At 58.7% G+C, this 26,287-nt stretch carries 21 protein-coding genes and 1 pseudogene; 15 read left to right on the plus strand and 7 right to left on the minus strand.

Features of this window, described 5'->3' with window-relative positions:
• Positions 1-644 precede the first annotated feature (644 nt).
• Positions 645-1,154: a GNAT family N-acetyltransferase gene (locus ACPTTF_RS34350; protein WP_423372069.1), complete on the minus strand. Its 510-nt coding sequence runs from the start codon at positions 1,152-1,154 to the stop codon at positions 645-647.
• A 354-nt stretch (positions 1,155-1,508) separates the two neighbouring features.
• Here ACPTTF_RS34350 and ACPTTF_RS34355 point away from each other — a divergent pair, with 354 nt between their 5' ends.
• The 3 genes from ACPTTF_RS34355 to ACPTTF_RS34365 all read left to right on the plus strand — a co-directional run bounded on the left by ACPTTF_RS34355 (position 1,509) and on the right by ACPTTF_RS34365 (position 6,631).
• The gene (locus ACPTTF_RS34355) at positions 1,509-1,838 is read left to right on the plus strand and encodes a hypothetical protein (RefSeq protein ID WP_423372070.1); all 330 of its coding nucleotides are present in this window, start codon (positions 1,509-1,511) and stop codon (positions 1,836-1,838) included.
• Between the two features lie 457 nt (positions 1,839-2,295).
• Positions 2,296-3,462, plus strand: coding sequence for a porin (locus tag ACPTTF_RS34360; RefSeq protein ID WP_166958516.1), 1,167 nt, complete (start codon positions 2,296-2,298; stop codon positions 3,460-3,462).
• A 655-nt stretch (positions 3,463-4,117) separates the two neighbouring features.
• Positions 4,118-6,631, plus strand: a complete 2,514-nt coding sequence (locus ACPTTF_RS34365) for an EAL domain-containing protein (protein WP_423372071.1) — start codon at positions 4,118-4,120, stop codon at positions 6,629-6,631.
• 528 nt (positions 6,632-7,159) lie between these two features.
• On the opposite strand, the gene ACPTTF_RS34370 is transcribed toward ACPTTF_RS34365, so the two are convergent.
• Positions 7,160-8,212, minus strand: coding sequence for a hypothetical protein (locus ACPTTF_RS34370; protein WP_423372072.1), 1,053 nt, complete (start codon positions 8,210-8,212; stop codon positions 7,160-7,162).
• 508 nt (positions 8,213-8,720) lie between these two features.
• Between ACPTTF_RS34370 and ACPTTF_RS34375 the strand changes: the two genes are divergently transcribed.
• Together ACPTTF_RS34375 and ACPTTF_RS34380 are read left to right on the plus strand one after the other, a co-directional pair.
• On the plus strand, positions 8,721-9,854 hold the full coding sequence (locus ACPTTF_RS34375) for a pentapeptide repeat-containing protein (protein ID WP_423372073.1): 1,134 nt from the start codon (positions 8,721-8,723) through the stop codon (positions 9,852-9,854).
• Between the two features lie 325 nt (positions 9,855-10,179).
• A complete protein-coding gene (locus ACPTTF_RS34380) occupies positions 10,180-11,154 on the plus strand; it encodes a hypothetical protein (protein WP_423372074.1) in 975 nt (324 codons plus the stop codon).
• Between the two features lie 214 nt (positions 11,155-11,368).
• Here the strand turns inward: ACPTTF_RS34380 and ACPTTF_RS34385 are convergent, their stop codons facing one another.
• Positions 11,369-11,995 carry a tyrosine-type recombinase/integrase gene (locus ACPTTF_RS34385; RefSeq protein WP_423372610.1) on the minus strand — a complete coding sequence of 209 codons (627 nt, stop codon included), beginning with the start codon at positions 11,993-11,995 and terminating at the stop codon, positions 11,369-11,371.
• 444 nt (positions 11,996-12,439) lie between these two features.
• Between ACPTTF_RS34385 and ACPTTF_RS34390 the strand changes: the two genes are divergently transcribed.
• Positions 12,440-14,731, plus strand: a complete 2,292-nt coding sequence (locus ACPTTF_RS34390; protein ID WP_423372075.1) for an AAA family ATPase — start codon at positions 12,440-12,442, stop codon at positions 14,729-14,731.
• A gap of 125 nt (positions 14,732-14,856) precedes the next feature.
• Here the strand turns inward: ACPTTF_RS34390 and ACPTTF_RS34395 are convergent, their stop codons facing one another.
• Positions 14,857-15,438 carry a DUF4304 domain-containing protein gene (locus tag ACPTTF_RS34395; RefSeq protein ID WP_423372076.1) on the minus strand — a complete coding sequence of 194 codons (582 nt, stop codon included), beginning with the start codon at positions 15,436-15,438 and terminating at the stop codon, positions 14,857-14,859.
• A 210-nt stretch (positions 15,439-15,648) separates the two neighbouring features.
• Positions 15,649-16,245 carry a hypothetical protein gene (locus ACPTTF_RS34400; protein ID WP_423372077.1) on the minus strand — a complete coding sequence of 199 codons (597 nt, stop codon included), beginning with the start codon at positions 16,243-16,245 and terminating at the stop codon, positions 15,649-15,651.
• A gap of 87 nt (positions 16,246-16,332) precedes the next feature.
• Here ACPTTF_RS34400 and ACPTTF_RS34405 point away from each other — a divergent pair.
• The 3 genes and pseudogenes from ACPTTF_RS34405 to ACPTTF_RS34415 form a co-directional block, all read left to right on the plus strand.
• Positions 16,333-16,521: pseudogene (locus tag ACPTTF_RS34405) on the plus strand (integrase core domain-containing protein); the annotation flags it as partial.
• A 77-nt stretch (positions 16,522-16,598) separates the two neighbouring features.
• Positions 16,599-17,210, plus strand: coding sequence for a GNAT family N-acetyltransferase (locus tag ACPTTF_RS34410; RefSeq protein ID WP_423372078.1), 612 nt, complete (start codon positions 16,599-16,601; stop codon positions 17,208-17,210).
• A gap of 318 nt (positions 17,211-17,528) precedes the next feature.
• Positions 17,529-17,861: a cupin domain-containing protein gene (locus ACPTTF_RS34415; protein WP_166958506.1), complete on the plus strand. Its 333-nt coding sequence runs from the start codon at positions 17,529-17,531 to the stop codon at positions 17,859-17,861.
• Positions 17,862-18,029: 168 nt separating this feature from the next.
• On the opposite strand, the gene ACPTTF_RS34420 is transcribed toward ACPTTF_RS34415, so the two are convergent.
• Positions 18,030-18,329 carry an H-NS family nucleoid-associated regulatory protein gene (locus ACPTTF_RS34420; protein ID WP_166958504.1) on the minus strand — a complete coding sequence of 100 codons (300 nt, stop codon included), beginning with the start codon at positions 18,327-18,329 and terminating at the stop codon, positions 18,030-18,032.
• Between the two features lie 281 nt (positions 18,330-18,610).
• Here ACPTTF_RS34420 and ACPTTF_RS34425 point away from each other — a divergent pair, with 281 nt between their 5' ends.
• The 3 genes from ACPTTF_RS34425 (at position 18,611) to ACPTTF_RS34435 (ending at position 21,493) form a co-directional block, all read left to right on the plus strand.
• Positions 18,611-19,048: a RidA family protein gene (locus ACPTTF_RS34425; RefSeq protein ID WP_423372079.1), complete on the plus strand. Its 438-nt coding sequence runs from the start codon at positions 18,611-18,613 to the stop codon at positions 19,046-19,048.
• A gap of 30 nt (positions 19,049-19,078) precedes the next feature.
• Positions 19,079-20,338 (plus strand): IS256 family transposase, encoded by a 1,260-nt coding sequence (locus tag ACPTTF_RS34430; protein ID WP_423367867.1) that lies wholly within the window; start codon positions 19,079-19,081, stop codon positions 20,336-20,338.
• A 903-nt stretch (positions 20,339-21,241) separates the two neighbouring features.
• Complete coding sequence (locus ACPTTF_RS34435; protein WP_166958500.1) at positions 21,242-21,493, plus strand: hypothetical protein; 252 nt, start codon at positions 21,242-21,244, stop codon at positions 21,491-21,493.
• 63 nt (positions 21,494-21,556) lie between these two features.
• On the opposite strand, the gene ACPTTF_RS34440 is transcribed toward ACPTTF_RS34435, so the two are convergent.
• On the minus strand, positions 21,557-22,669 hold the full coding sequence (locus ACPTTF_RS34440) for a histidinol-phosphate transaminase (RefSeq protein ID WP_423372080.1): 1,113 nt from the start codon (positions 22,667-22,669) through the stop codon (positions 21,557-21,559).
• Positions 22,670-23,096: 427 nt separating this feature from the next.
• On the opposite strand from ACPTTF_RS34440, the gene ACPTTF_RS34445 reads away from it, so the two are divergent.
• The 3 genes from ACPTTF_RS34445 to ACPTTF_RS34455 all read left to right on the plus strand — a co-directional run bounded on the left by ACPTTF_RS34445 (position 23,097) and on the right by ACPTTF_RS34455 (position 26,287).
• Positions 23,097-24,188, plus strand: a complete 1,092-nt coding sequence (locus ACPTTF_RS34445) for a helix-turn-helix transcriptional regulator (protein WP_423372081.1) — start codon at positions 23,097-23,099, stop codon at positions 24,186-24,188.
• A 543-nt stretch (positions 24,189-24,731) separates the two neighbouring features.
• Positions 24,732-25,718, plus strand: a complete 987-nt coding sequence (locus ACPTTF_RS34450; RefSeq protein WP_166958496.1) for a TRAP transporter substrate-binding protein — start codon at positions 24,732-24,734, stop codon at positions 25,716-25,718.
• The gene (locus tag ACPTTF_RS34455; protein ID WP_423372082.1) at positions 25,715-26,287 is read left to right on the plus strand and encodes a TRAP transporter small permease; all 573 of its coding nucleotides are present in this window, start codon (positions 25,715-25,717) and stop codon (positions 26,285-26,287) included. Before ACPTTF_RS34450 ends, ACPTTF_RS34455 begins: the two co-directional genes overlap by 4 nt.

Here is a 26,287-nt window from a genome sequence, read left to right on the forward strand (position 1 = left end):
AGATCGAAAACAAAGAAGCCACCGAAAGGTGGCTTAGTGAACAGACCAGAAGTGAGCTACCCTCATCAAGATCGCTCACGTATTCACTTTTTCTTTGGATCGTGAATGGGGAGGGTGGGATGTTTGGGTTTGGTTGGAGGATTTACATGATGCCTCCGGTCATCTTTGCCATCCTCTCGTTTGGGTTTCGGACCGGGATTTATAGTCGTCATATTTCATCTTCCTTTCATTTTGAGTGTGGCTACAGATTTGTGAACCGCCTCGGGAATCGCAGAGGTGGTTGATTTAGGTTGATGCGGCGCATCAGCAATACTGCTGATGCGCCGTTAGGAGTTTGCCCCATCTCCAGTTGGCAGGAAATAGCTAGTTCGATGATGGTTGAGCCGAGCTGCCATCGCGTTGCCAGTGGGAAATTTCCGGCGTGGCGTCTTCGTCCACCCTAACCACTGTGATCGTATCCGTTTGCGTCTGCAATTAAAGTCGACAGACGAACTCTGTAACTTTTTATATATCGATTCCGGACGATCTAGATACCGGGGCTGAGTGATCGAAACTGGCTGAATGCGGTCCTACGAAGAAGATTCTGCCGTGTCGACGGCCGCCGGATCCTCGCCAACGCTCAACCATTCGAACCGTCAGCAGGGTCACATCTTCACGCCGTGGAGATCGACCTCTTCCTTGCGGATTTCGAAACTGTATCGGTCGCCGCGCCTGGTAATCAGGCGAAACCCGCATTTTTCGGCTACGCGAAGAGAGGCTCGATTCTCGATCGAACATGACGCCGTCAAGCGCACAATCCTGCCTGACCCAAACGCGAGAACGAGCAGCGCGCGAATCGCGTGAGCCGCGTAACCCTTTCCCCAGAAGTCAGGCAACAAAAACCAGCCACAATCAGCCGAAGCCGAGTCGCGGATCGTATACCCGACACTCCCGATCATCCCCTTCGCATGCCGGCATTCAACGGCATAGAAGAAGCGTATCCGCTCCGCGCAACGTTGCTGTGTGATCGCGTCTGCCAACGCATGCTCACATTGGACTCTCGTTCGCGGGAGCCACGACACATAGCGGGCCACTTGCGAACTCATCTGCAATTCGCAAAATCGATCGATGTCGGACGGTACGTGTTCGCGGAGACGAATGGGGCATGAATTCATTCTGGTACCGGAAGCAGCCAGGCGCTTTTCCCGAAAGCAGTCACACGCGGTCGCGAAAGCATCAAAGTCCGGGTAACAGATCCGGAAGTGGCGGAAGCCTCGATATCTGCGAACACTTCGAGCGAGTAGAGCGCATCTTCGGTTTCAACGGGTTGGTTCCCCGCGATGCCAGCGAGGATACCTGCTTCTCTCAGCCATTTCAGGTGCGGCGCGGCGTCAGGGAGAGATCGCCTGCAGTCGCGGCATAGGCGCTCCTGTTCGCCCCCGGATTTTTGTCTGATTGTGCACGGAGTGGCGGCGCGGATATTGCTATCGCTGTGTCCTCGTGCCAGCTCCTGTAAGGGTAATTCCGGCATGGCGAAAGGTTATCAAACCAGATTAACTTATATCAAACAAATTTTGACGACTATTTATGTTCCTGATATGGTCTTTACGCCTGCAAAGCGCGGTCCGGTTCTGTGGGTGTTTGGCGAAGCGCTTTGCGCACTTCGCCAGCGGCTGAACCGGGCGCTCAATCAGCCTGCAAGGGCGGCCGGTGTTTCCAGGCCGTCCTTTGTCTCAGGTGGAGCGTGGTCCGGTTTCGTCATCGCCGACCGCGCGTGCGGGTATCGCGCGAGCGTTGAGCGTGATGTTGCAGTACTTCTTCGAAATGCCATCGGAGGAACGTTCGGCCAAGCGCGGTGATCCACTCGAGTTTTTCGGCTTCGCGGATTCGGCCTATCTGTTCACCCGGATCACGAATACGGCGGGAGAACGTCAGTTCGAATGGATCCGCTTGCGCACGCTCGTGGACAAGACGCGCTCGGAAGTCACCACGCGGGGGGCGAGTTCCTTTACGTGATCGACGGTGAAGTTTTGCCGAAACTGGAGCGACAACGGAAGCAAGGCGGCGGTTTTCGTCCGGTAGGGGCGCCGCGATTGTTCTAACCGGATGAGCGCCGGACAGGTCGAGACGTGAGGTACCTCTCCACATGGAATTATGAGGATGACGAAATTATCGAACTCAATATGCCGATTTTTCGAACATGACGCCGGCCGTTGCGGCTGAGATGACGTGCGAGCCGTGCGCCGTCATCTGCATTCGAAGACAACACAACCTGTTTCAAACAATCCCAAAACCACTCCTGACAGTGAAATACAGATGAAAAACAAAAACATCAACGTCAGCGTTATCGCTGTTGCCGCTTTTGCAGCATCTTCGGCGGCAATGGCGCAGTCGTCCGTCACCCTGTATGGCATGCTCGATTCGGGTATCGGCTACACCTCGAACATCAATGGCCACAAGCGGTTTGGCCTCGATGGCGGTGCCGTAGGTTCGAACAAGTGGGGCCTCAAGGGTGAGGAAGACCTCGGCGGCGGCCTCAAGGCGGTATTCAAGCTCGAAAACGGTTTCAACATTGGTACCGGCGGCATCAACGGCCAAGGGCCCATTGGTGCCACGCGTTCGCTGTTCAACCGCCAGGCCTACGTCGGCATCACGTCCGATCGGTACGGTACCCTGCGCATGGGGCGCCAGCTCGACGCCGTGACGGAAATGGTGCAGGGCCTGACGGGCGACGCCATTTCGGCATCGACATTCTCGACCCCGGGCGACGTCGACAACAACGACAACACGACGAACCAAAACAGCGCCGTGAAGTACATTTCGCCGGTCATCAACGGCTTCCAGGCTGAAGGCGCGTACTCGTTCGGCGGTGTTGCCGGGGCGATGGGTTCGGGGCAATCGTGGTCGGTGGCGGCGAACTACGCTCAAGGTGGCCTGACGGTCGCCGGCGGCTACTTCCGCGCGGCAAACCAGGGCGAGAACGGGTGGTTGAACGCAACGGCACAACCGGGTTTCGGTACCGCGCTGGGCTATCCGAGCTCGGGTTACAACGGTGGCAATGCGTTCAAGAGCGCGGGCATCGCTCAAGCCGCTGCTCAATACCAGATCGGTCCGTACACGGCTGGCTTGCGGTACTCGAACGCTCAGTACCAAGGCAACAATGGTCAGCCGTCGATCCACTTCAACGTGCTGGGTGCGCTCCTGCAGTACCAGGTCACCCCGGCGTTGTCGCTGGCCACCGGGTACACGTATGTCTACGGTTCCGCCGCCACGCCCAACCAGGCTGCCGAAGGCCGCACGATGGCTTCGATCAACCAGGCGTCGCTGGGTGCCATGTACGCGCTGTCGAAGCGCACGTCGGTTTACGCCGTGGGTGCCTACGTCCATGCTCAAGGCGCCCAGGCTTCGGCTGCTGACTTTGGCAACACCGCATCGGGCGGTAACCAGGTTCAAGTCAACATCGGCATGCACCATAGCTTCTGATCGCAGGCCCGGAAGCCCGGAGTAGTGGACGCATTACTCCGGGTTGGAAGCATTCTGCCGGTTCCGCGTGACCACGTGGATCGGATCGTCAACGATTCGCGTGTTCGCGGCGGACGGCAGAAAGCGGCCGGGGCGCAACCGTCCGCCCGATCTAAAGTCGCGATCCTCCGGATCGCCCAGGCTTCACGGCAGTCGCGGCCGGTGTCCATCTCATCATGAGCGGGATCGCCGGGGCATGCGACATCTCGCCGCCCGCGTGAAGCACCAAGGCCTGATGAAGCTGGCGGTGTCGCGGGAGCATCGACGCGTCCCCCCCTCCCACAGCCGCTCGACTTGCCGGCGCGCAGCCCGGATTTCGTCACGGCACTCAACTCTTGTCCGAATCTGTCGTTAACTCAGGGCGACTGCCTCCGAGAGGGCGGCGCTCCGGCGTGTCAACCCGCTGGACAAGGGATCGTCAAATGCGGTGTCGGGGCCAATGTGCCGCGCTCGCCGCCGCGACGCATCAAGCGATGGGCCAAATCCCCGTTTGCGAGTTCGATGAGTACGCAACCATTCGAGGCAAGTGCGATCGCACCGTGCTTGTCGCCGCGGGCGAGCCCGCAGGTTGCCGGATCGAAGTGCGCCGGCGAGGTTTTTTCGTCTTGGTTAGAGAATGTATCCGAGCAGCTACGATATTCCGATTGCGCGCCTCGTCGCGCGTCAGATCCTGTCCTGCGCGCCCGCCACGCCGGTGCGGGAAGTCGCGCGACGCATGTTCACCGAGCGTTGCAGTTCGATCGTCGTGATGGAGGATGAACAGGTCGTCGGGATCTGGACCGAGCATGATGCACTGTCGGCCGGCAACGATCCGCACGAGCTCGACCGGCCGGTCAGCGAGGTGATGAGCCGGCCGGTGCTGACGCTCGAGGCCAATACGCCGCTCGGTGAGGCCGCGATGAAGTTCAAGCAGTCGGGCGTGCGGCACTTCGTGGTGGTCCGCGATGGCGCCGCGATCGGCGTGCTGACGCAGACCGACATCGTCGTGAACCAGGGGCCGGAATTCTTCCTGCACCTGAAGCCGATCGAATCGATCCGCGTCCATCCGCCCGTTGTGGTGCCCGAGCAGGTCGCGCTGCACGAGGTCATCGCACGGATGCGCGCGCAACGACTCGATGCGATCCTCGTCGGCTACGACAACGGTGAGCACGGCATCCTGACCGAACGGGACATCGTCCGGCTCCTGGCGGACGGCGGGGCCCAAGGCGCGGTTGGAGTCTACGCGAGCAAGCCGCTGCAGATGCTGACCGCGAAGCAGAGCCTGTATGCGGCGCAGCGCTTCATGACCGAGCACAATATGCGGCACGTCGGCATCCGGGACGAGGCGGGCAGGCTGACCGGGCTGCTCTGTTTCGCGGACGTGCTGCAAAGCATCGAGCACGAATACGCGAACGAGCTGCGCAGCGCGTTGCGCGAGCGCGACGAAGCACTGGGTCTGGCGCGCTTCAACCTGCGCATGGCGGACCGGGTGTTCGAATCGGCGCTCGAAGGCATCATGGTGACCGACCGGCACGCGAAGATCGAGCGCGTCAACCAGGCTTTCACGCGCCTGACCGGATATACCGAGGACGAAGTGATCGGGCGCAACCCGGGCCTGCTCAGTTCCGGGCGCCAGACGCCGGACTTCTACAAGCAGCTGTGGCATTCGCTGACGACCGATGGCCACTGGCAGGGCGAAATCTGGAATCGCCGCAAGACCGGCGAGCTGTTTCTGGAATACCTGACGATCACCAGCATTCGCGACAACGAAGGCGAGATCTCGCACTATGCGGCGATCTTCTCCGACATCACGCAGCGGCGTCAGGCGGAGGAGCGGCTGGGCTATCTCGCCACGCACGACGTGCTCACCGATCTCGCGAACCGCGCGCTGTTCGAGGAGCGGCTCGCGCACGCGATCGCTCACGCGAAGCGGCTCGGTCGCAAGGTCGCGGTGATGTACCTCGATCTCGACCGCTTCAAGCTGGTCAACGACACGCTCGGCCACAACGCCGGCGACGAGGTGCTGAAGCGGGTCGCGGAGCGTATCGTCGCGACAGTGCGCGCGAACGACACGGTGGCGCGCATGGGCGGCGACGAATTCGCACTCGTGCTCGAGGAGTTCGACGATGTCCGCGACGTCGGGCGAGTGGCACGCAAGCTGCTGGACGAAGTGGGGCGGGCGATCGATATCGGCGGTCGCGAGCTCTTCGTGACGCCGAGCGTCGGCATCAGCATCTATCCGGACGACGGCACCGAGGCGGAGCATTTGATCCTGCTCGCGGACCAGGCGATGTACGGCGCGAAGAGCCGCGGCAGGAATGTGTTCCAGTTCTTCGAGAGCAAGATGACGTCGTCGGCGATGGAGCAGTTGGAGACGCTCGGCGAGCTGCACCGCGCGCTCGAGCAGGACGAATTCCGGCTGTTCTACCAGCCGCAATACGATCTGGCCAGCGGCCGGATCGTCGGCGTGGAGGCGCTGCTGCGCTGGCTGCATCCGCGCAAGGGCCTGGTGCCGCCGGGCGACTTCATCGGGCTGGCGGAGCGATCCGCGCTGATCGTCCCGATCGGCCGGTGGGTGCTGCGCGAAGCCTGCCGGCAGGCGCGTCGCTGGCTCGACGAGGGTTTCGAGTTCGGGCGCGTGTCGGTGAACGTGTCGGCGCGGCAGTGCTTTACCGACCATTTCCTCAGCGACCTGACGACCATCCTCAGCGAAACCGCGTTGCCGGCCGAATGCCTGCAGCTCGAGTTGCTCGAAAGCATGGCGATGAACACCCGCGAGGAAATCGGCATCCTGCTGCGCGAACTGGCGACGCGGGGGATCAGCCTGGCGATCGACGATTTCGGTACGGGCTATTCGTCGCTGGTGTATCTGAAGGATCTGCCCGTCGATACGCTGAAGATCGATCGGTCGTTTCTTGCAGGCTGCGGTTCGGGCAGCACGGACGACGCGATCGTGCGCGCGATCGTTGCGATGGGGCGCGCGCTGGGGCTCGATGTCGTGATGGAGGGCGTGGAGACGGAGAAGCAGCTGGCTTTCCTGCAGGAAATCGGCTGCCACCAGGTGCAGGGGTTTCTGTTCGCGCGGCCGCAGCCGGCCGAGCAGCTGGTCGGGATCTCGTCGCGTCGTGGTGTTGAATTGCTGACCGAGTGAGGTGGTAGTGGGGCGTGTCGCGTTGGTTGACGTATGTGGTGCGAGGTGGCTGCCGCGCGGGACGTTGCGATCGGTCTGTTGCGGACGCGTTGTCGCTCGATCTGGCGGAGAGATTGATGCAACAGGCATAAACCGACGCAGTTCGGTCATTCAATTGCTGTGAAGAGCGGCATTGAATAGGGCGCGCTTTAGATTGAATCAGAAGGCGATTTACCGTGAGCTTTCCTGAAGCGAGCGGGTGTCATTACGCGATGGCGTCCAAACGTCCACGTATTGCCGAGATAGGGGGGGCGCGGCAGGGCGAGCTTGAATCCAACCTCGACGAACGCGGCAGAAAAGCCCCGGTGCATCCATGTGAGGACGTCGGGGTTCGAAAGAATGCGGTCACGAACCTTCGCCGGAACGGCGCCGTATGCGAAGAACACGACGTAAGCAGTCGTACGTGACAAGCGCCGCCAAGCGATCGCGATGACGCGGCGCATACCCGGACATTGCAGATGTCGGCAGCCGAGGTTCCCCGCGATCGCGCTACTGCGCGCTTTTGAACGGCAACATGTCCATCACCTTGCCGGTATAAAAATCGACGATTTCACCGCCATGCGTCAGCAACCGGTCGCCGAACCAATCTGCTGCCAGTCGCGCCGGCGGTGCACGGTGACGTTGAATGGCATGTTCGACCGCACCGGTATGCGAGTCGATCACCAGATCCTCGCCCCAATTGCAGCGTGCCGTTTCCGACAAGGGTAAGCACAAATGGCTGCCACTCTCATTAAACAGCATGTTGGCCGAGCGAATCTCGCCAAATTCACCAATATCGCGCGACCATACCGCTGAGCCATCCCGGTCACAACACAGCAATTGATTGTTATCGCCCGCGACGAACACGACTGACCCATCTCGCGCAAAGCGCAGGCGCTTGACCTTGCCGCCCACCGGGAGATTGATCTTGTTGATTTCGCCGCTGCGGCAATTCACAGTCAGCACCGAATTCTTGGCTCGTTCGTCTGGAGCCCACAGGAGTCCCTCGACCGGATCCACGTCGCCGAAACGTGCATCCAAATCACGCGCGACAGGATCGCCATACTCACCGGTGTCCAGATCGATCACAACTGGACGGCCTTTGTCATTGCTCTTGAAGGCGCTTATCAGTGCATAGCGCCCCGAAGGATCCAGACGCGTCCAGAACGAAAGAAACTTGTCGGTCTGATGCAGTACGGCACCATCGGCAACGAAACTCAAGCGGCTACGGTTGGTATTGCGTGCGATTATCCACGACGCCGATGCTAGTGCAAGGCGGCGGCCATCGCGCGATACATCACACACTGTGTCGTCCGTCTGCGCGCCGGCGACCGATGTAATCGCTCCCGAATCCCGGTCGTATTGCACTATCGCCGGCTTGGGAAGGAAAGCGTCAGTTTGGTCAAAGAACACGAAACCGCGGGTTACGTCAATGTACACAAAGAACTCCAACAAGAAATGCGCAAAAGACGTATCGATCGCGATTGTTTGAGTAACCACTGACACCTTGCGTCGGCGGATCATGTCGTGATTATCAACAGACGAGCACGTGGCGTCGAGCAATTGTTCCTGGTCGACCGTAGTCGGCCGTGGCTGTGTGAAAACGCAAAACCAGCCGGTTTCGGGGGGGCCGCCTCACCCCTCCCAGGTTGCTACCAAGCCAATACAGTGCGATCTGAAGGGCCGAATTTTTCGAATGGAGCATTCGCCAGCGTTTTCACACAGCCTCGACCCGAAGCGGACGTTCATTGACGCCTGCGAACGAGCAGTGAAAAATGCACGCATGTCCATGCCGAAGATGAATGCCTATTTGACGTGCTTTCTTGAATTACGCCATCGTAATGACATCAGTGATTTTATCTCGCACTCGCAACATGATGGGGTTCATACTGCGGCGGCAGGATCGTCACCCCCGCCCACTAATTGAACTGGCTCTGCTGTCGCGTCTACCTCGGCGAGGCGATATATTTGAACTGGCTGTTCGACAAGACAATATGGGCCACATTCACTCAAAAATTACACTCAAACAAAATTAATTAACAAAACCAACGCGGAATCCGACACATCAACCATGAATAAAATCTTCAACTCAGAACAATATAATTTGTTAATGGAGTGTTCAGAAAAGGAAGACTTTTCTGAATGGAATGATTACACAGAAAAAACAAAAGATATTATAAATTTACGAGAGTCAAACCTGGTAGGAATTAAAATTATTGGCGCAAAATTTACAAACATTGATGGTAAAGGTGCAAATTTCTGCAACGCAAACCTGAGAGGCGCAACGTTGGAAGGTGTAGATATGTCCGATTGCCTTTTCTTGAATGCCGACATGTCCGACATTAAGGTGGCCGGATCTATATTTCATGGCTGCATATTAGATCGAGCACGGCTAGCCAATGCCTACTTTGAGCTTTGTGATTTTGGCGAGGCAAGTTTTCAAGGAGGCAATTTAACTTCCGCGAAGTTCTTTGGCTCAAGCTTTCAAGACTGCATATTCTACGCAGCAGATCTCTCAGGTGCACAATTTCGAGGTGCCGGGGAAAACCCCCTCTTGGGAAAAGAGTTGAGATTCAATCTATGCGGAACAATCTTTTCAAATGCAAAATTTACAAGTGAAACTCATTTCCACCTAGCAAATGTTTCACGAAAAACGGATTTTAGAACAGTAAGCTTTGAGAGCGCCTGCTATTCCCCCGGACTTCGCCAAACTCTTCAGTATTGCAATCGCAGACATAACTGGATTGCATGGTATGAAAAAAACGGAAAAATAAAAAGCCTTTTAGTTGAATTATTCTGGATGACATCGGATTACGGCAGATCTCCTCGGCAGGTAATAAAATCATTCCTGATCGTATGCTTGGTCTACACGCTCCTTTACTGGTTAATACCCGGATCAACATCAGAGAAGTACCTAACTCCAGTTCAGAGTTTGTATTTTTCCGTCGTCACCATGACAACTCTGGGGTACGGTGACATTGCTGCCAACAAGTCAAGCTGGATATCGCAGGTACTAGTAATAACCCATGTCTTGTTTGGTTACATCATACTGGGGGCATTACTCACTGTATTGTCGAATCTATTTAATTCTGACGGCCCTCCAGAGGGGCTGATAAAACATCCAATTAAAGTGGGCGCCCGAATCAGGTTTCATATTTCCAATACTGAAAGAACTCTACCTGCGGATGAGGCTCCCCAGGTTTAGTACGTGTGGGGTGGCAGCTATTGGCCGGCCAGGACTCGACGACAGAGCGCGCCGATAACCGTGCACACGGCATCTCATGCGAGGGGCATAAATCGACCCCAAGGGGACTATCGGTATTGCCGAAAGCGGACGTCGAGTACCTTTGCAGCAGGTAGGCCTCGCGGTTCCGCTTGTGACAAAATCAAAGTGGTCGATCTAGTTGCGACCCACGTCAGAAGGTACGATATGCTTTTCGTACCTCGCACCGGACGGACAACGTCCTGCACCGCTGTTCCTTATAGGCATACATCAGTTCGCCACGAAAACTGTAAATTTTTCTCCGACCATGAACTACAAGAAATTCGCTAAATTGCCCGAGGTCGAACTGAAACTTCTTTCGACGATTGAAATTATTTCTCAACAGAGACTCGCGTTCAAAATTGATAATTATCCGAACTACGGCATCTCACATTACGACCGCCACAATATGGAGACGTATTTTTTCTCTGATTCACACACTTTTCCCCATAACGTGAGCTTCGTTATTCATGTCGACAAAGAGGGGGAAACCATCATCGCCGATGATGAACTGAAAGACTATCGAGCGGAGTGGGATATCGATGGCAACATCAAGGGCGGTGAAGAAATCCTGTCACAGGTTCTGGCTGGAAATGGTGAAATTGATTTTTCGGTCGATCGTATTGATGGGTTCGAACTGCACGGTATTGAACAACCGCTCGTAGACAATACGGGAAAGACGATCACGTTTTTCGGTGGATACAAAACCACATACTCTGGTATTCAGCCAGAAGGATGGAGCATCTATGCAGTCTGTGATGTGTTGGGCATAAATGCGCGGGCCGTGGAAGACCACACGCACCTTGGAATCCTCGCAGAAGGGCTGGCAATGATGCTCAGGAAGGACTACAAGCTAGCATCATTTATGTTTTACTGCGCGCTTGAGTCTTACATCAACTACAAACTCCACTCCCAATCGGATGAGCAGCGACTGTCTGAAAAACTTAAAAGACTGATCGCTGCGACCTTTCCCGGCAGTGACCTAGCAAAACACCAGATCTACACGTCGACTATCAAGGAATTTGATCAGCTCACCGGGTTGAGGAACGCGATCGCGCATGGGACGATGGCAGTTTCAGTCTCCAGGCAGGAGACCAGTTCACATCTGATTCTCGTTTTGACGCTGATTGCATGCATCGAGACAACTCATGCCGATTTTCCCTTGCTCGCTGCAGTATTAAAAACGCATGATCTTTCACGGGCGTCTGCCAGATTTTGGTCGTCATGGAAAAACGAGGAGTGAAGCGTCGATCCTGAAGGGGAGCGATGACAAGGCGGATGGGCTTGTCAAGCGGGGGCCCCAAACCTAGCAGGTCGAAAGACCACTTCAACGGTGTAACGGGGGATACTTATTTCACCCGAGCAGGACGCGAACAGGCGTCGATTGTTGACGATGTACCTGGCCGTGTCGACTGTCCGGAGTTGGCCGGCAAGCGACCGCTCGCCGGCCCGTGCCATCAAACCTCGGTCTGTTCCGCCATCTCGAGGGCAACGTCGACCTCAATGCCGAGATAGCGAACGGTGCTTTCCAGCTTCGTATGTCCGAGCAGCAACTGCACCGCCCGAAGGTTTTTCGTCCGCGGGTAGATCAGCGAAGCTTTTGTGCGGCGCATCGTGTGGGTGCTGTATGCGGTTTCGTCGAGACCAATCGAGGCGACCCAGCGGTGCACCATCCGGGCATATTGCCGGGTCGATAGGTGCGGTGACGTATGAATCCGGCTCGGGAACAGAAAATCCGCCGCCTTCAGTCCCCGCGCTTCGATCCAGGCTTCGAGACTCTCACGGGTTTGTTCCGTGATCTCAAATTGCACCGGGCGCTGCGTTTTCCTCTGCATGACTGTCGCTCTGGACGCCACACGGCTCCCGTGACGGATATCCTGGACCTGCAGCCGCGTAAGGTCGCACGTCCGCAGCTTGCTATCAATCGCGAGATTGAACATCGCGAGTTCACGAACGTTCGACGCCATCTGCAGTCTTGTCCGGATCGCCCAGATTTCACAGAGCTTTAACGGCGGCTTCTGCCCGGTGAGCTTGCCCTTATTCCACGGCACGCGGTGGGCAACGGCGACATTCTTGGCTTTAATTTCAATCTCCTTTCAGTCAATTGGAGATTGAGTGTGCACCGTCTCGGGTGGTCGCAACCCGACCCATTGCCGTCGGTTGTCGAAACCGACCGCAACGGCCGCTTTCAATGATGGAGCAGCCATCCCCAAAACATCAACATGTAGGTCGCCGGATCGAGGTAGGTCGCTAGTTCCACAATAAAATCAAAGTCTTATCTGGTTTCCATGTTAAAAAGCGCGATTCTAGCCGGGTTTTCGCCGCAATCGCCAAGCTTGGCCTTATGCTGGGCGGCAACGACCCGATTAACGGAACTGCGACGTTGGCGGGTCTGATGGCGCGCTTTGCCCGAGGCAATGGGCCCTCGTTGTCGAAAATCGTTGTAAATTTCAGTGTGTGGACGAATCTAATCAGAGGCAAGGAACAGCAAAAAAGCTGCCCAAAAACTTAGAAAATCGGGGACAGAAATGCTTGAGAGAATCTCGGAAATTCAAGGAATCGGGTTACTGCACGACGCAAACGGTAAGCCGCACACGTGCCAAAAGGCTACCCTTGTATATGGAGACAACGGTCGCGGCAAATCAACCTTGGCTACCGTGCTCAGATCACTGTCGATCGGAGACGGATCGCTTATCACCAATCGCAAGACCCTCGACGGAAAATTGCCTCCCAAGGTTGTTCTTCAGTTTGGAAGTGGGCACAAAGTGACCTTCGACTCAGGCGCATGGTCGGAGCGACGCCCCGAAGTACTCGTATTCGATGCCGACTTTGTCGAGAGGAATGTGCATTCGGGAGGTGCCGTCAGTACGAACCACCGGAAGAACCTTCTCGAATTTGCTCTCGGCGAGCATGCCGTAACCGCACGTACAGCGGTTAATGAGGCAACGAATGAGGCAAAGAAAGCTGCTGACGAAGTACAGGCGCTCACCGCCCAGATCGCCAGTCATCACCCCGGCATGACCTTATCGCAGTTCGAGAAGCTATCGCCCATTCCAGACGCAGATGTCCAGCTTGCTAATCTTGAAAAGCAAATCAACGCCGCGAGCAACACGGCGGCAATTCTCGCCAAACCAGTACCCAATCCGATAGCCGTTCCGACATTCGATGCATCGGGAATCTTCGACACCCTTCGCACCTCGCTTCAAGACGTACACGCCCACGCCGAACAGGCGGTGAAACAGCACGTTGCAAAGCTCGGGAGCAAGTCAGCGGAAGGATGGCTGAGCCAAGGTCGCCAATACGGCGACGGAAAGACGTGCCCATACTGTGACCAAGACATAACGAATAACGATCTCATCAAAGCCTATCAGACTCATTTCAACGCAGCGTATGCGCAGTTGAAAGCGAAGGTCGCGACGCTCCCACAAAGCGTACTGAGCGCAACCGCTGCTAACCATATCGACGCCTTCCACCATGCTGTTGCCGCAACCGCCGCGCAAGCGGCAGCATGGTCAGAGCACGTGCTAACAGACCCGATCGAATTTGATGCAAAATCGGCCCGCATTGCGTTGGCAGAACTTCAAGCGTTCCTCATCAGCTTGTCGGACCGTAAGCAGGTGTCGCCCGCCGAGGCCATTAGCACCGAACAAGACGTCGAACAGGCTAATTTACTGTGGCAGAGAACTGTTGTTCACATGCAGACCGCTAACTCGACAATCAACAGCGCTCATAAGCTTATCGTCGAATATAAAAGTAAGCTTGCCGCCGCTAAAACTGCCGAACTACAGTTACAACTCCAGCAGATCCAAGCTGCCAAGCGCCGATTCGACGGCTCTGTCATTGCCTTATTCAGCAAGCTAAACACGGCCCAGTCGGCTGCCGCGAAAGCCGAGAAGGAGAAGAAGGCTCAACGAGAAACGCTGGATAAATTGATGACTTCGACGTTGACACAATACGAAGCGTCAATTAACGGACTCTTAAAGAATTTCGGAGCTTCATTCAGCATTAAAGGGATGGGGGCCAACTTTAGGGGCACTTCGCCGCGTAGTGAATACGGCCTATTGTTGCGCGGGAAGGATGTGGTCTTGGAGGGCGGGACGCCATCTTTCGCGACTGCGCTGAGCGAAGGAGACAAACGCACGCTGGCCTTCGCATTTTTTGTCGCCAGCACCCTCGCTGATCCGAAGCTCGCAATGCGAATTGTCGTCATTGACGATCCAATGTGTAGCCTAGATCTGAATCGCAGGCACTACACCAGGTCGATCCTCAAAAAGCTTCACGCGAAGGCTGAGCAGATAATCGTGCTCGCGCATGATCCGTACTTCATTCGTGATCTGCGGGATGCGCTACGGAAGGAAGATCCATCCGCGCCCATTTCACTTCTCCAACTCGTCCTTGCTCCCGGAGACTACACGAGTTTCGCACCCTTCGAGGTAGATAGGGAATGTGAGTCAGCCTACTTTCAGCACCATCGCTTGCTGAACGAATGTGTCGCGGGAGCGACTCATGATCCTAGGTCCGTAGCGAAGGCGATTCGGCCAATGCTGGAAGGTTATCTACATCGACGATTTCCTGGACTCGTTTCGAAGTCGCTGATGTTTGGGCAGATTGTTGTCCTAATTCGCGATGCCGTCGCTCCGAACCCTTTATTCCATGCACAGAACTTAGTCGCCGAACTTAACGACGTCAATGAGTACGCGGGCCAGTTCCACCATGACACAAACCCCGGGGCCGATACGGTAACCGTCGTGGCCTCAGAGTTGAAAACTTACGTGGAACGGGCGCTGCACATAGTGCATACAGGCAAGGCGCTTGCATGAAAGGCCTCGTCGCCGAGCGTCTCATGTCCGTCCAGCAGTGGGCCGCTGCTGAATTTCTACGTATGGCCGAAATTGGCCGGGGGTTACCGCCGACAATCGGCGACAACTGACCGCAGGCCCGTCAGCTACGACGCCGGGTTGTGCGGAATCGCGGAACATTCGTCGAGAACGCGGCCAAGTTCGTCTCTAAGGCCGTTCGCCCGGGCCCCAGCCAATTCCACGCCGCGGTTGACGAGATTGCGGGCCGTCAAAAAGTACCCGAGAGTTGCGGCTCCGCGCGCAAGATGAAGGGCCGCGCGTGCTCTTGTTGTTCCCGAGTCGAACTTCCGTAGCAAGTCATCAGGGCCGTCGATCGCTAGTGCCCCCCTCAAGGTCTGTGCATTTCCGAAGAACTCGGCCTGCACCGAGCGAATCTTTGCCTCTAGTTGCACAAACTGTTCATCAGGCATTTGCCAAGGCCAATCATCGCCAACCCTCCGTCGGAGCATGCACTCGTACTCCTTCAACTTCGATAAGTCTGCGTTTCCCTCGGCCGGAATGAAAACGGCTTGCGCCCCGAGGTTGACGTAGAACTTATCTCTGCACCTGCTGCCCTGAAAGTTGACGAGGAAAACGAAATCCCCCTCCTGCTTCCGAAAGTTCTGGCCGGAGCCCCGGAAGCCGAGTGTACGAAGGCTCGGCGCAATCTTCTTTAAGACCTCTTTCACAACACCTCCATTGAACTAACGTCCGATTCCGGGCGAAGCATGAGCGGCCATTGGTTGAATCGCCTGAAGGGCCAAATCTATCGATTCCCGCAGCAAATCCTCCATGGTAGGCACATGTTCCAATGGCCGGTCTCGAGCCCATGCTAACCGACCCCACGCGGTCATCGGTCTTGCCCCGAAGCAGTCATCCGGTGCGGCCGCAATGCGAGGTCAGACAACACGGCCGGCACGCGGCTTCCAGATGTTCGTACGTGGCACGTATTTCTCATATCCCGTTCCGTCATCAACGCCGACGACTTGATGGCCGAAACACTCAACCAGCGCAACAAGACTGCCGGTGCCGCCAAATGGGTACCCATGCGGGTTGAACTCCAACGCATGCCGTGTTGCTCGCGGCCGGATTGCGATGAGGTCGTAGTCCCCATTCCAGAATGCGTCAAGCATGGAAGCGAAGCCCCACTGCGGCGTCGGCATCTCAGGGGAATGTCGCTTCGGAAGCGGAGTGGAGAACCAATATTCGTTCCATTCGGCCATTTCTTCCGCGGTCAGGTTCGAAAAGTAGGAACGCTCACCATCGGTCAGATAAGCCGATAGTTGCGACTCGTCGGCGGGCACATCGCTATCTTTCGCTGCCTTCACGAGGTCAAAGAATTCCGTCAGCCGCTGTAAAGCCTTCTCGCCATTCGATTCGAATTCAACGCAGCAGTAAGCCTGATCGCCTGGAGCGGTCGCAGCCTCTACGACCTTTTCTGAGGGCGAGGCGGGGTGTGCTGGCGAGGCCGCCGCGCGCTTTTGGAAGGGCCACATATAGGGTTTGAATCAGTTGAGTGATGGAAGCGCGGGCCGGTCGTGGCCGAACTGGGTCAAAGCTCGCCCCGCTGGTGGGCCGCCCACAAAACGACGGACAGGTCCCTGAACCGGGAACGGTTCTGCAGCCGGGCCGAGGCCAAGGTGCTCATCGAATGATGGCGGCAATTCTATAACGAGCGCCGGCCCCATAGCGCGCATCGCTATCAACCTCCCGCCATGGTCCGTCGAGCCTGGCTGGATTCCGATAATATCGACGCTAGACTCACTGCCTGATTGGCTGCAATATTCCGCCGCAGGTCACGACACGTTTCTCTTACTCACTCAACGATCGCCTGCTGCCCGAACCGAACATGCACGGCACAAAACTATCGGTAGCACCGTTACCACATCAGTTTTCTGAATCGGCGTTGGTTTTGCTGGATTCAGCGTTCAAACAAGACCCTACACTTGCCTGGTGCCTGTTCGCTGAAAACCGCGGATTCGATGAGCGCCGGACAAATTATCTAAGAAGCTATTTGAGATATCACCACGATGTTCTCATGCCTGCTTTGGGTGCGTGGCGTAACGGTGACCTCGTTGCCGTGAGCTACTTCACACCGGCATCGTGCGCCGAATCGCCAGGCAACCTCGCCGAACTGGGACGTCAGATTGCAAGTGGTTGTGGTGCACTGTCGTTGGGAAGAATCGATCTGCTTCGTGAGCGTTCCGCCTCGAACTCCACTGATGCGAATACAAGCTGGATTGAGTTCATCGGGGTATCCCCGATGCGGCAAGGCGAAGGGATCGGGTCGACGCTCCTGAATGCGACATTGGCGCATCTTCGTGAGATCGAACCATCCGGGACGATTTCGTTGGAAACCGCGGAGCCGCGCAATATTCCGTTCTATGAACGCCATGGATTTGCTGTCACGGAACGCATCGAACATACGGGACTTATGCAATATCACCTGTCGATCAGCTAGCCGCGCCTCCGCTGGCCTGGAATGGAAAGCGAGCGTCGCGCTCGCATGTCCAGGCCGCCGATAAACTCGGGCGGACAAGGCGACTTTTCCTTGTCCGATGAGCACTCAACGCACGGCAGCACCTGCAAACGTGACTCCCGGGATGCGGCAGTGCCTGCGTCTCCTCTGACAAGACCCGGCGCGCAAACCTACACGCCACCATACCCTTCCCAACGAAACGAGCCCGTTCCCACAGCGTCCATTGGACTACAGTGAACATTCCCCGCCACCTTCAACCCTGGCGCCCATCTCCCCAAACCCCACCCACGAGGCCAACCCATGCAACTTCAAACCGGCAACCTGTTCACCGCCGAAGGCAATCGTGGCGACGATGAACAAATCGACCTCCTCGTCACGGGCCAGCGTCTGAACGTCGAGCGAATCATCTCGATGGGCCACACGAGCCCCGACGGCTTTTGGTATGACGACTCACGCGCCGAATGGGTCGTGCTGCTGTCGGGTGCGGCGGTGCTCGAATTCGAAGAAGGCCCGGCGCGCCATGAAATGCATCCTGGCGACTACGTGCTGATCGAGCCGCATTGCCGCCATCGCGTCGCTTGGACGCACGAAGAAGCGCAATCCGTCTGGCTTGCGATCTATTACGAACGTTGAATCAGGAAATATCGGGCGGGGCTGAATGCGATTCGGCGCGTAGCAAACCGCCACGCGCCGAATGAGACAAAGCTTCATCAACCCGGTGCGGTTGTTGAATACCGCCGGTATCGATGCCCAAATAGCAGGACGGCGCGCAAAACCGCGCGCCGGTGCACGTCGAGAACCTTATTCCTGGATCAGGAATCGATTGCGATTCTTCGCGTCCTTGATCCATGCGGGCGCGCGACCACGGCCCGACCAGGTTGCCCCGGACTTCGGGTCGCGATACTTTGCCTGCACGGGGGCGGCCGCTTGCTTGGCCGGACGGCCGCGACGGCTACCGAAAATATCCTTTTCGGTAATGCCGAATTCCGCAACCTTGGTGCGGATGTCGTCGACGATCGCCTGGAATTCCGCGGCACGTGCTGCTTCGGCTTTCTCGGCCAAAGCATCCATTTGGGCTTTCAGTTCCTTGTACGTTGCCATGTATCGCTCTTCGGGTTAGGTACACACATGATAGCGGTTTCACCGGCAAATTTTTAGGAAATTCTCGTCGACTACGTTTTTTGTCATCGATAAGGCGATGCAAGACTGCTTCGAACACCTGAGAAGTGTGTCACATTGAAGAAGACCTGGAGGATTGCCCGTGCATCTTTAACGGAAGCGGCACGTCACGTTGACCGTGCGCGGCGGGTTTTCTTCCAGGAGACAAGCAGCAGAGATTTAACCACTCTTTACATTTTTCTGAAGTATCGGGGAATTCACTAATGAACAGGGACGATAAGTTGATCGAGGTCGCCGCCGAATTCGGCTTCAATCCGGACGAGGAAATCCGGATCGGCGGAAAGTACACCCCCGTTCTGGTCGACGGGAACACGGCCTACATTGCCGGCCAGATTCCGCGAATCGGCGAAGTGGTGCATTTCGTCGGCATAGTGGGGGAGTCCGTTTCGCTCGACGAAGGTCGCCGGGCTGCCGGCGTATCGGCGCTGCGTGCGCTCTCGTTGATCCGAAAGCGCTGTGGCACGCTCGACGCGATAGTGACGGTGCCACGCATTACCGTGTATGTGCGAAGTGCACCCGGCTTCACGATGCAAAGCGAAGTGGCCGACGGCGCATCCGACATTTTGTATGCGGTGCTCGGTGACGCCGGTATTCATACGCGTACGTCGGTCGGCGGAGCCTATCCGAATCTTTGTGTGTGAGGCATAAACTGACGGCCAAGGAGCCACTTTATGCCACGCAAACGCAAGGAAGAAGTGACGATTGAACCGGGCAAGGGCTTGAACCTGGACCCGGAACTGATCAAGCAACTGGTACCCGGAACGCTGGATCGGGCGACGATCAACGAGCAGCTCGCCGCGCTCAAGAAGGCGATCTTCGAGCGCGCGCTGGGCGGCGAACTGACCCACCACCTGGGCTACGAGAAGGGCGAAGCCAAGCCGGTAGACCGCACGAACCATCGCAACGGCACCAGCCGCAAGCGCATCGCGACCGACGATGACCTACTCGACGTCGAGATTCCGCGCGACCGTGAAGGCACCTTTGATCCGGTGCTGATCGCCAAGGGCGAGCGACGCTTCACCGGCTTCGACGGCAAGATCATCGCGATGTACGCACGCGGCATGAGCGTGCGGGAGATTCAGGGTTTCCTGCTGGAGATGTACGGCATCGAGGTGTCGCCGGACTTCATCAGCACGGTGACCGATGCCGTGATCGACGAAGTGCGCGAATGGCAGCAGCGGCCGCTTGAGCCGATGTACCCGGTCGTGTTCTTCGATGCCTTGCGAGTCAAGATCCGCGACGAAGGCGTCGTGCGCAACAAGGCGATCTATCTGGCGCTGGGCGTACGCCGCGATGGCACGCGCGACGTGCTCGGCCTTTGGATCGAGCAGACCGAGGGGGCCAAGTTCTGGTTGCGGGTGGTGAACGACCTGAAGCTGCGCGGCGTGCAGGACATCTTGATCGCCGTGGTCGACGGCTTGAAGGGCTTCCCGGAAGCGATCAACACGGTGTTCCCGGAAACGACGGTCCAGACCTGCATCGTGCATCTGATCCGAAACTCGCTGGACTTCGCCAGCTGGAAAGACAGGAAATCGGTCGCGGCGGCGCTCAAGGAGATCTACCGGGCACCGTCGGCTGAAGCCGCCGCCGTGGCGCTAGAGGCGTTCGATACGAGCCCGTGGGGCACGAAATACCCCCCGATTGCTGCACTCTGGCGCCGGGCCTGGGATCAGGTGATTCCGTTCTATGCCTTCGCGCCTGACATCCGGAAAATTGTATATACGACCAACGCGATCGAGTCGCTGCACATGCAGCTTCGGAAGATCATCAAGGCGCGCGGTCACTTCCCGTCGGACGAGGCCGCGCTGAAGTTGATCTGGCTGGCGCTGCGCAACGTCGTTGCCAAATGGACCGGCTCCCGACACGATTGGAAGAGCGCGATGACGCAGTTTGCACTGCTTTACCCGGAACGATTCAACATTGGAGTCTGAATCTCAACCCGCCTCACACACGAAATTCCGGATACCTTCGGTCGGCGTGCTGCAATTGCCCAAAGGCGCATCGGTGGAAGCGGATTTCATTTTCGGGTTGAAGCAGGGCAATGCCGGTATCTGATTCCGACGGGTCGCATCTCGCGGGTGTGTAGTTCCGCGAAACATTCGGATATCCGCGCATGACGCGCGAGCCAGTGACGACAAGCGCCTGCAATGCCCAAAAAAAGACTGCCGCCGAGGAAGGGTTGCTTGACGAAGAGGGCCTCGCGAAGCTTCAGGCGGTATTCGATACCGGCGATGTGAATGCGCGCGGCGGGCGGGCAAGTGGGCTACGCCGTCGCTCGCCCCGTGTCCGGACGATCTTGCGCGCTGGCCAGTAGAGCAGGGCGCCGACGTTGCCGAGGCCGAAGCGTACGGCGCCGCACGTTCCCGTCCGCAATCGTCGTGAGCACGAACCTCGGACTAAACCCGTTCGCGCCGCCAATCCCCGCCTCCTGCCTTCCCGGCGGCAGTGCACCGGCTGAATGCCATTCAAGTAGTAAGCCGATCGCGAATTCGTCTCCAGCCGGCAACCGCATGCGTACCGCGCGACTCCCGACTCCCCCGCAATCTCCGGAAACCAATACTCCGACAATATCAACCGGCATCCCCACTTTGGGAGATGCCATTGCCCGACGGTAAGCCTACGATTGGCCACAGGGCATCCGGGGCCGGATGGCATCAGAACAAACGGGCAGCCCCGCCATGCCGTGTCGAAATCAACACATGCCCACGCGGTTTACTGACACAGCTTCTGCGTACGATGGCGCTCGACGTGTGCGGTGAGCGGTTTTCATCGCAACACGATGGCGCGTTGATGACGGAAGGCCTGCTGTCGTATTTCGGGGAATTTCAATCAATATGCTGGCACGAGACTATGTGGAACGAGAGCTCTCTCACATCCAGAGAATGGTCGCTCTCCTGGACAGCGAGCAGAACGCTGACGATGTGTCGATGTCGGGCGCGGGGCGTGTGCGGCATCCGAGCTACTGGCGCGGGCGAATCGAGGAGCTGCTGTCGGCGCCCGATGTGCCGCGCCACATCAGAAAGCTCAGCGAAGCGGTGCTCGCGAAAATCGACGAGATGGAGCTGCGATTCGCGACGATGAAGTAAGTGCATCGTCGGATACGGCGCAGGCGCGTGCTCCATCGCGTCGTCGACCGGATGGCCGGTCGCTCATGCGAGCGCCATCACGTCAAGCAGGGCCGCACGGAATGCTGCCATCTCCGCGGCGGTACCGATGGACACGCGAAGATACGCCGGCGGGCCTGATTCGCGAATCAGGACGCCATGGCGCAGGAGGCCGCTCCAGATCCGGTGCCGGTCCGCAAACTCGCCGAACATCACGAAATTGGCATCGGAATCGGCCACCGTGAGGCCCAGGCCACGCAGCCAGCCGACGGTCGCATCGCGCTCGGCCTTGATCGCCTCGACTTGCGACAGCATCTCGTCACGCGCCACCAGCGCCGCGCAGGCCGCCGCCTGGGTAAAGGCGGACAGGTGGTAGGGCAATCGAACCAGCTTCAGCGCTTGCACGATCGCGGGCGCGCACGCGCAATATCCGACGCGGCCGCCCGCGAACTTGAACGCCTTGCTCAACGTGCGGGTCACGATGAGCCGAGGATGGTCCGGCAGCAGCGCCACCGCGCTGGGGACGCCGTGGCGCCGGAACTCGGCATAGGCTTCGTCGACGACGACCACGCCCGGCGCGACGTCGAGGATGGCGCGGATATCGCCGACCGGCAGCGCGGTTCCGGTCGGGTTGTTCGGCGACGTCAGCAGCACCACGCTCGGCTGGTGCGTGCGGATACTGTCGAGCGCCTGATCGAGATCCAGCGCGAAATCCTCGGTGCGGGGCAACGTATGCAGGCGCGTGAAAGTCGTGCGGCAGTATTCGTCATACATGGGATAGGCGGGCGTAAAGGCCAGCGCCGATCGCCCCGGGCCGCCGAATGCCTGCAGGATCTGCTGGATCACTTCATTCGAGCCATTGGCCGCCCAGACGCTCGATGCGTCGACCGTCACGCCGGTGTCGTGCGTCAGATATGCAGCCAGATGCGATCGCAGCTCGGCAAAGTCGCGATCGGGATAGCGGTTCGCCGTGCGCGCGGCGTCGGCCACCGCGGTCGCGATGCGCTCGACGAGCGCGGGCGACGGCGGATAGGGATTCTCGTTGACGTTCAGGCAGACGGGCACGTCGAGCTGCGGCGCCCCGTACGCGTGCTGCGACTTGAGGTCCTCGCGCAGCGGTAAATCCGACAAGGCGACTTCTTTCCAGGGCTGTTGCATTGAAAACACTCCTTACGGTATCGATTGATAGGCGCAGCAGGTTTTTAAGGCGGCAAAAAACAAAAAAGGCGCCGGGGGCGCCTTGGTTGTCGTCTTGATCGGGCATTTACCCGATGCAATTGCTAGATACGAAACGAGCCACGGCGCAATGGAGGGCGACCGTGGTGATGGTGCAGCGAGGGCGTGGTGTTTCGAATCGTCATGCGCCGCATCATGGCATACCGCGATCCGGATGAAAAGCGGGCCGCACTGTGCGCGCCGGATTCAATTGGGCTGCAAAACCGGAAAAACGGCCATTACGTCTGACGATAAGCGGTAACAAACGTCGTATTTCGATCAAACGCAAACGAGTGATTCAAACGATGGCGCCGATTGACTAAGATGCGCAGAAGACGTTCGACAAAAACGCACGGCGCGGGGTGGCCAGATGCAAATGAACGGGTTGATTCCATCGGCATGGATCGATGACGTCTACGCTGCGGCACTGGGCGATCAACGGTGGGAAACGGTGCTGGACGGGCTGCGATCGTGGGTCGGCGTGCGCATGGTCACGCTGCTGTCGTTCGACGCCGCCGCGCGGGTGCCGGCGATCGAGCAGGCGGCGGGCGACGACGCGTCATGGGTCGCTGCGTGTTATCACACGTACAACACGGAGTTCTATCTGTACGACCCGGTCGTGCCGGTCGCCGGCAACTGGCCGGCGGGCCGCTGGTTCGAGGACGTCAAGCACCTGTCCGCGCACCAGCGCGCACACAGCGAGTTCTATCAGGAGTTCCTTCACCCTTACGGGCTCGGCAGCATCTCGGGCCTGTACATTCATCGCAGCGAGGGCTCCGGCGCATTCCTTAGCGTGCAGAGCGGGCCTGAATCGCAGGGGCTTTCCGACGATCAGCGCCACGCGATCGAAACCATGGGGATGCATATCAGCCGCGCGCTGCAGATCCAGGCGCGTATCGGCGAGCTCGAAGCGCGCGTGGCCGCCGCCGAATCGGCGCTCGATGCGATTCCGGTGCCGGTCTTCCTGCTCGGCGCGCAGCGCGAACTGCGCTATACGAACCGCGCGGCCGATCAACTGATCGCGGCGGAGCCGGCGTTGCGGGTCGTGAACGGGCGTTTCGCGCCGGAAGGCTGCGTCGACGATGCGCAATGGCGGCACGCGTATGCGCGCGGCGGGCTGTTGTTGCGGCGCGCAACGGGTGAACCGTTGCCGCTGGCGCTGATGCCGGTGCCCGAGCAGTCGCGCCTGATGCGCGAGCGGCCGGGCGTCGCGACGCTGATGACGGCCGCCGACCTGCGTTCGCCGTCGGCCCGCGCGCAACGGCTGCGGGTGTTCTACGGGCTGTCATCGGCCGAGGCCGATCTCGCCGTGCTGCTGTGCTGCGACGGGCTGTCGCCGCAGGAATGCGCCGGGTTGCGCGGCGTGTCGATCGGCACGATCCGCACGCAGATCAAATCGATCTATGCGAAAACGGCCGTGGCGCGTGCGGCGCAACTGACGTCGCTGGTCATGCAGACGTGACGGCGCGGCAGGCGCCGGTGCCTGCGCCTGCCGTTGCACGAATTCCCTGTTGTTCCTTCCTGGTTGGCGCCGAACGCGGTGCGCGGCCGGCGCGTGCTCGTGGCATCGCGCCTCCGTGCCACCGCGCCACCGTGCCACCGTGCTGCCGTGCTGCCGTGCTGCCGTGCTGCCGTGCTGCCGTGCTGCCGTGCTGCCACGGAAGTCGGTCATCCTACAACATGCGAAAGCGACGCGAAAGATTGATTCCCAGTATCGGCGGAGGCGGGCGAGCGGCTACCCGGCTTGAATGCGAACCCGTTTCCGGAAAACGTTTCGCATAAATTCGCCTAAACAGAGAACACGATTCCCCGAAATTTGCTCAAAACCCTTCGTGACAGCGGCTCTACGGGTATGCACCAAGTGAGTTAAACGATTAACCGACGTACATTCGCGTCAACACGTCATACGACGTATGACTCTGCGATTCAGCGGAGCGTCTCGCCGACGCATGTGCCTGCCGACGGATCGCCACACAACAACGATCGACCATCAAGGAGACTCACCATGAAGCACCGATTCACCGGCTCCCGTACCGTTCTGGCCGTCGCGCTGCTGGCCGGCTTCGCGATGTCCGCCCAGGCGCGCGTGTTCCGCTCGGCGGACGTGCATGGCGACAACTTCCCGACCAACATGGCCGTGAAGTTCATGGGCGACGAACTGTCGAAGCAGACGGGCGGCAAGGATTCGATCAAGGTGTTCGGCAACAGCGCGCTCGGCTCGGAGAAGGACACGGTCGACCAGGTGCGGATCGGCGCGATCGACATGGCGCGCGTGAACGGCGCGTCGTTCAACGAGATCGTGCCGGAATCGCTGATCCCGTCGTTTCCGTTCCTGTTCCGCGACGTCGATCATTTCCGCAAGGCGATGTACGGCCCGGCCGGCCAGAAGATCCTCGACGCGTTCACCGCGAAGGGGATGATCGCGCTGACGTTCTACGAGAGCGGCGCGCGCTCGATCTACGCGAAGCGCCCGGTGCGCTCGCCGGCCGACATGAAGGGGCTGAAGGTACGCGTGCAACCGTCGGACCTGATGGTCGACGAGATCAAGGCGATGGGCGGCACGCCGACGCCGATGCCGTTCGCCGAGGTGTACACGGGCCTGAAGACGGGCCTCGTCGACGCGGCGGAAAACAACATGCCTTCGTACGAGGAAACCAAGCACTACGAAGTGGCGCCCGACTACTCGGAGACGCAGCACGCGATGACGCCGGAAGTGCTGGTGTTCTCGAAGAAGATCTGGGACACGCTGTCGCCGCAGGAGCAGGCCGCGATCAGGAAGGCCGCGGCCGATTCGGTGCCGTACTACCAGAAGCTGTGGACCGCGCGCGAGGCATCCGCGCAGCAGATGGTGACGAAGGGCGGCGCGAAGATCCTGCCGGCCGCGCAGATCGACCGCGCGGCGTTCGTGAAGGCGATGCAGCCGCTGTGGACCAAGTATGAAAAGACGCCGCAGATGAAGCAGATCGTCGACGAGATCGAGGCCACCAAGTGACGCGTCGCACTTCCCTGAACAGCGCGGCGGCCGCGGGTTCGTCGGCCGCCGCCCCGGACGGCGCGGCGCCGGCGCGGCCGCATGCCGCGCCGTTCCTGCGCTGCGTGAACGACGTGTTGTTCCGCGTGCTGGCCGTGATCGCGTCGGCGTGTCTCGCGGTGCTCACGGTGCTGGTGTTCTACGCGGTCGTGATGCGCTACGTGTTCGAGAATGCACCGGATTTCGTCGAGCCGATCGCGCTGCTGCTCGTGATCGTGATCGCGATGTTCGGCGCGGCGATGAAGGTGCGCGACGGCGGCCATATCGGCCTCGACTCGCTCGTCCGCCGGCTGCCGCCGAAATCGCGCACGGTGGTGATCGCAATCCAGCACCTGAGCCTGATCGCGTTCGCGATCATGATCATGGCCGGCTGCGGCAGCATGGCCGCCGAGACGATGGGCGACCGCATTCCGATCATCGGGCTGCCCGAAGGCGTGCGCTACCTGATCGCGATGCCCGCGGCGGTCGCCATCATTCTCTTCTCGCTCGAGCACCTGCTCGCGCTTCGTCGTTCTTCGCCGGGACAATAA

The organism is Burkholderia crassaminum, assembly GCF_964265005.1.
Lineage (GTDB): Bacteria > Pseudomonadota > Gammaproteobacteria > Burkholderiales > Burkholderiaceae > Burkholderia.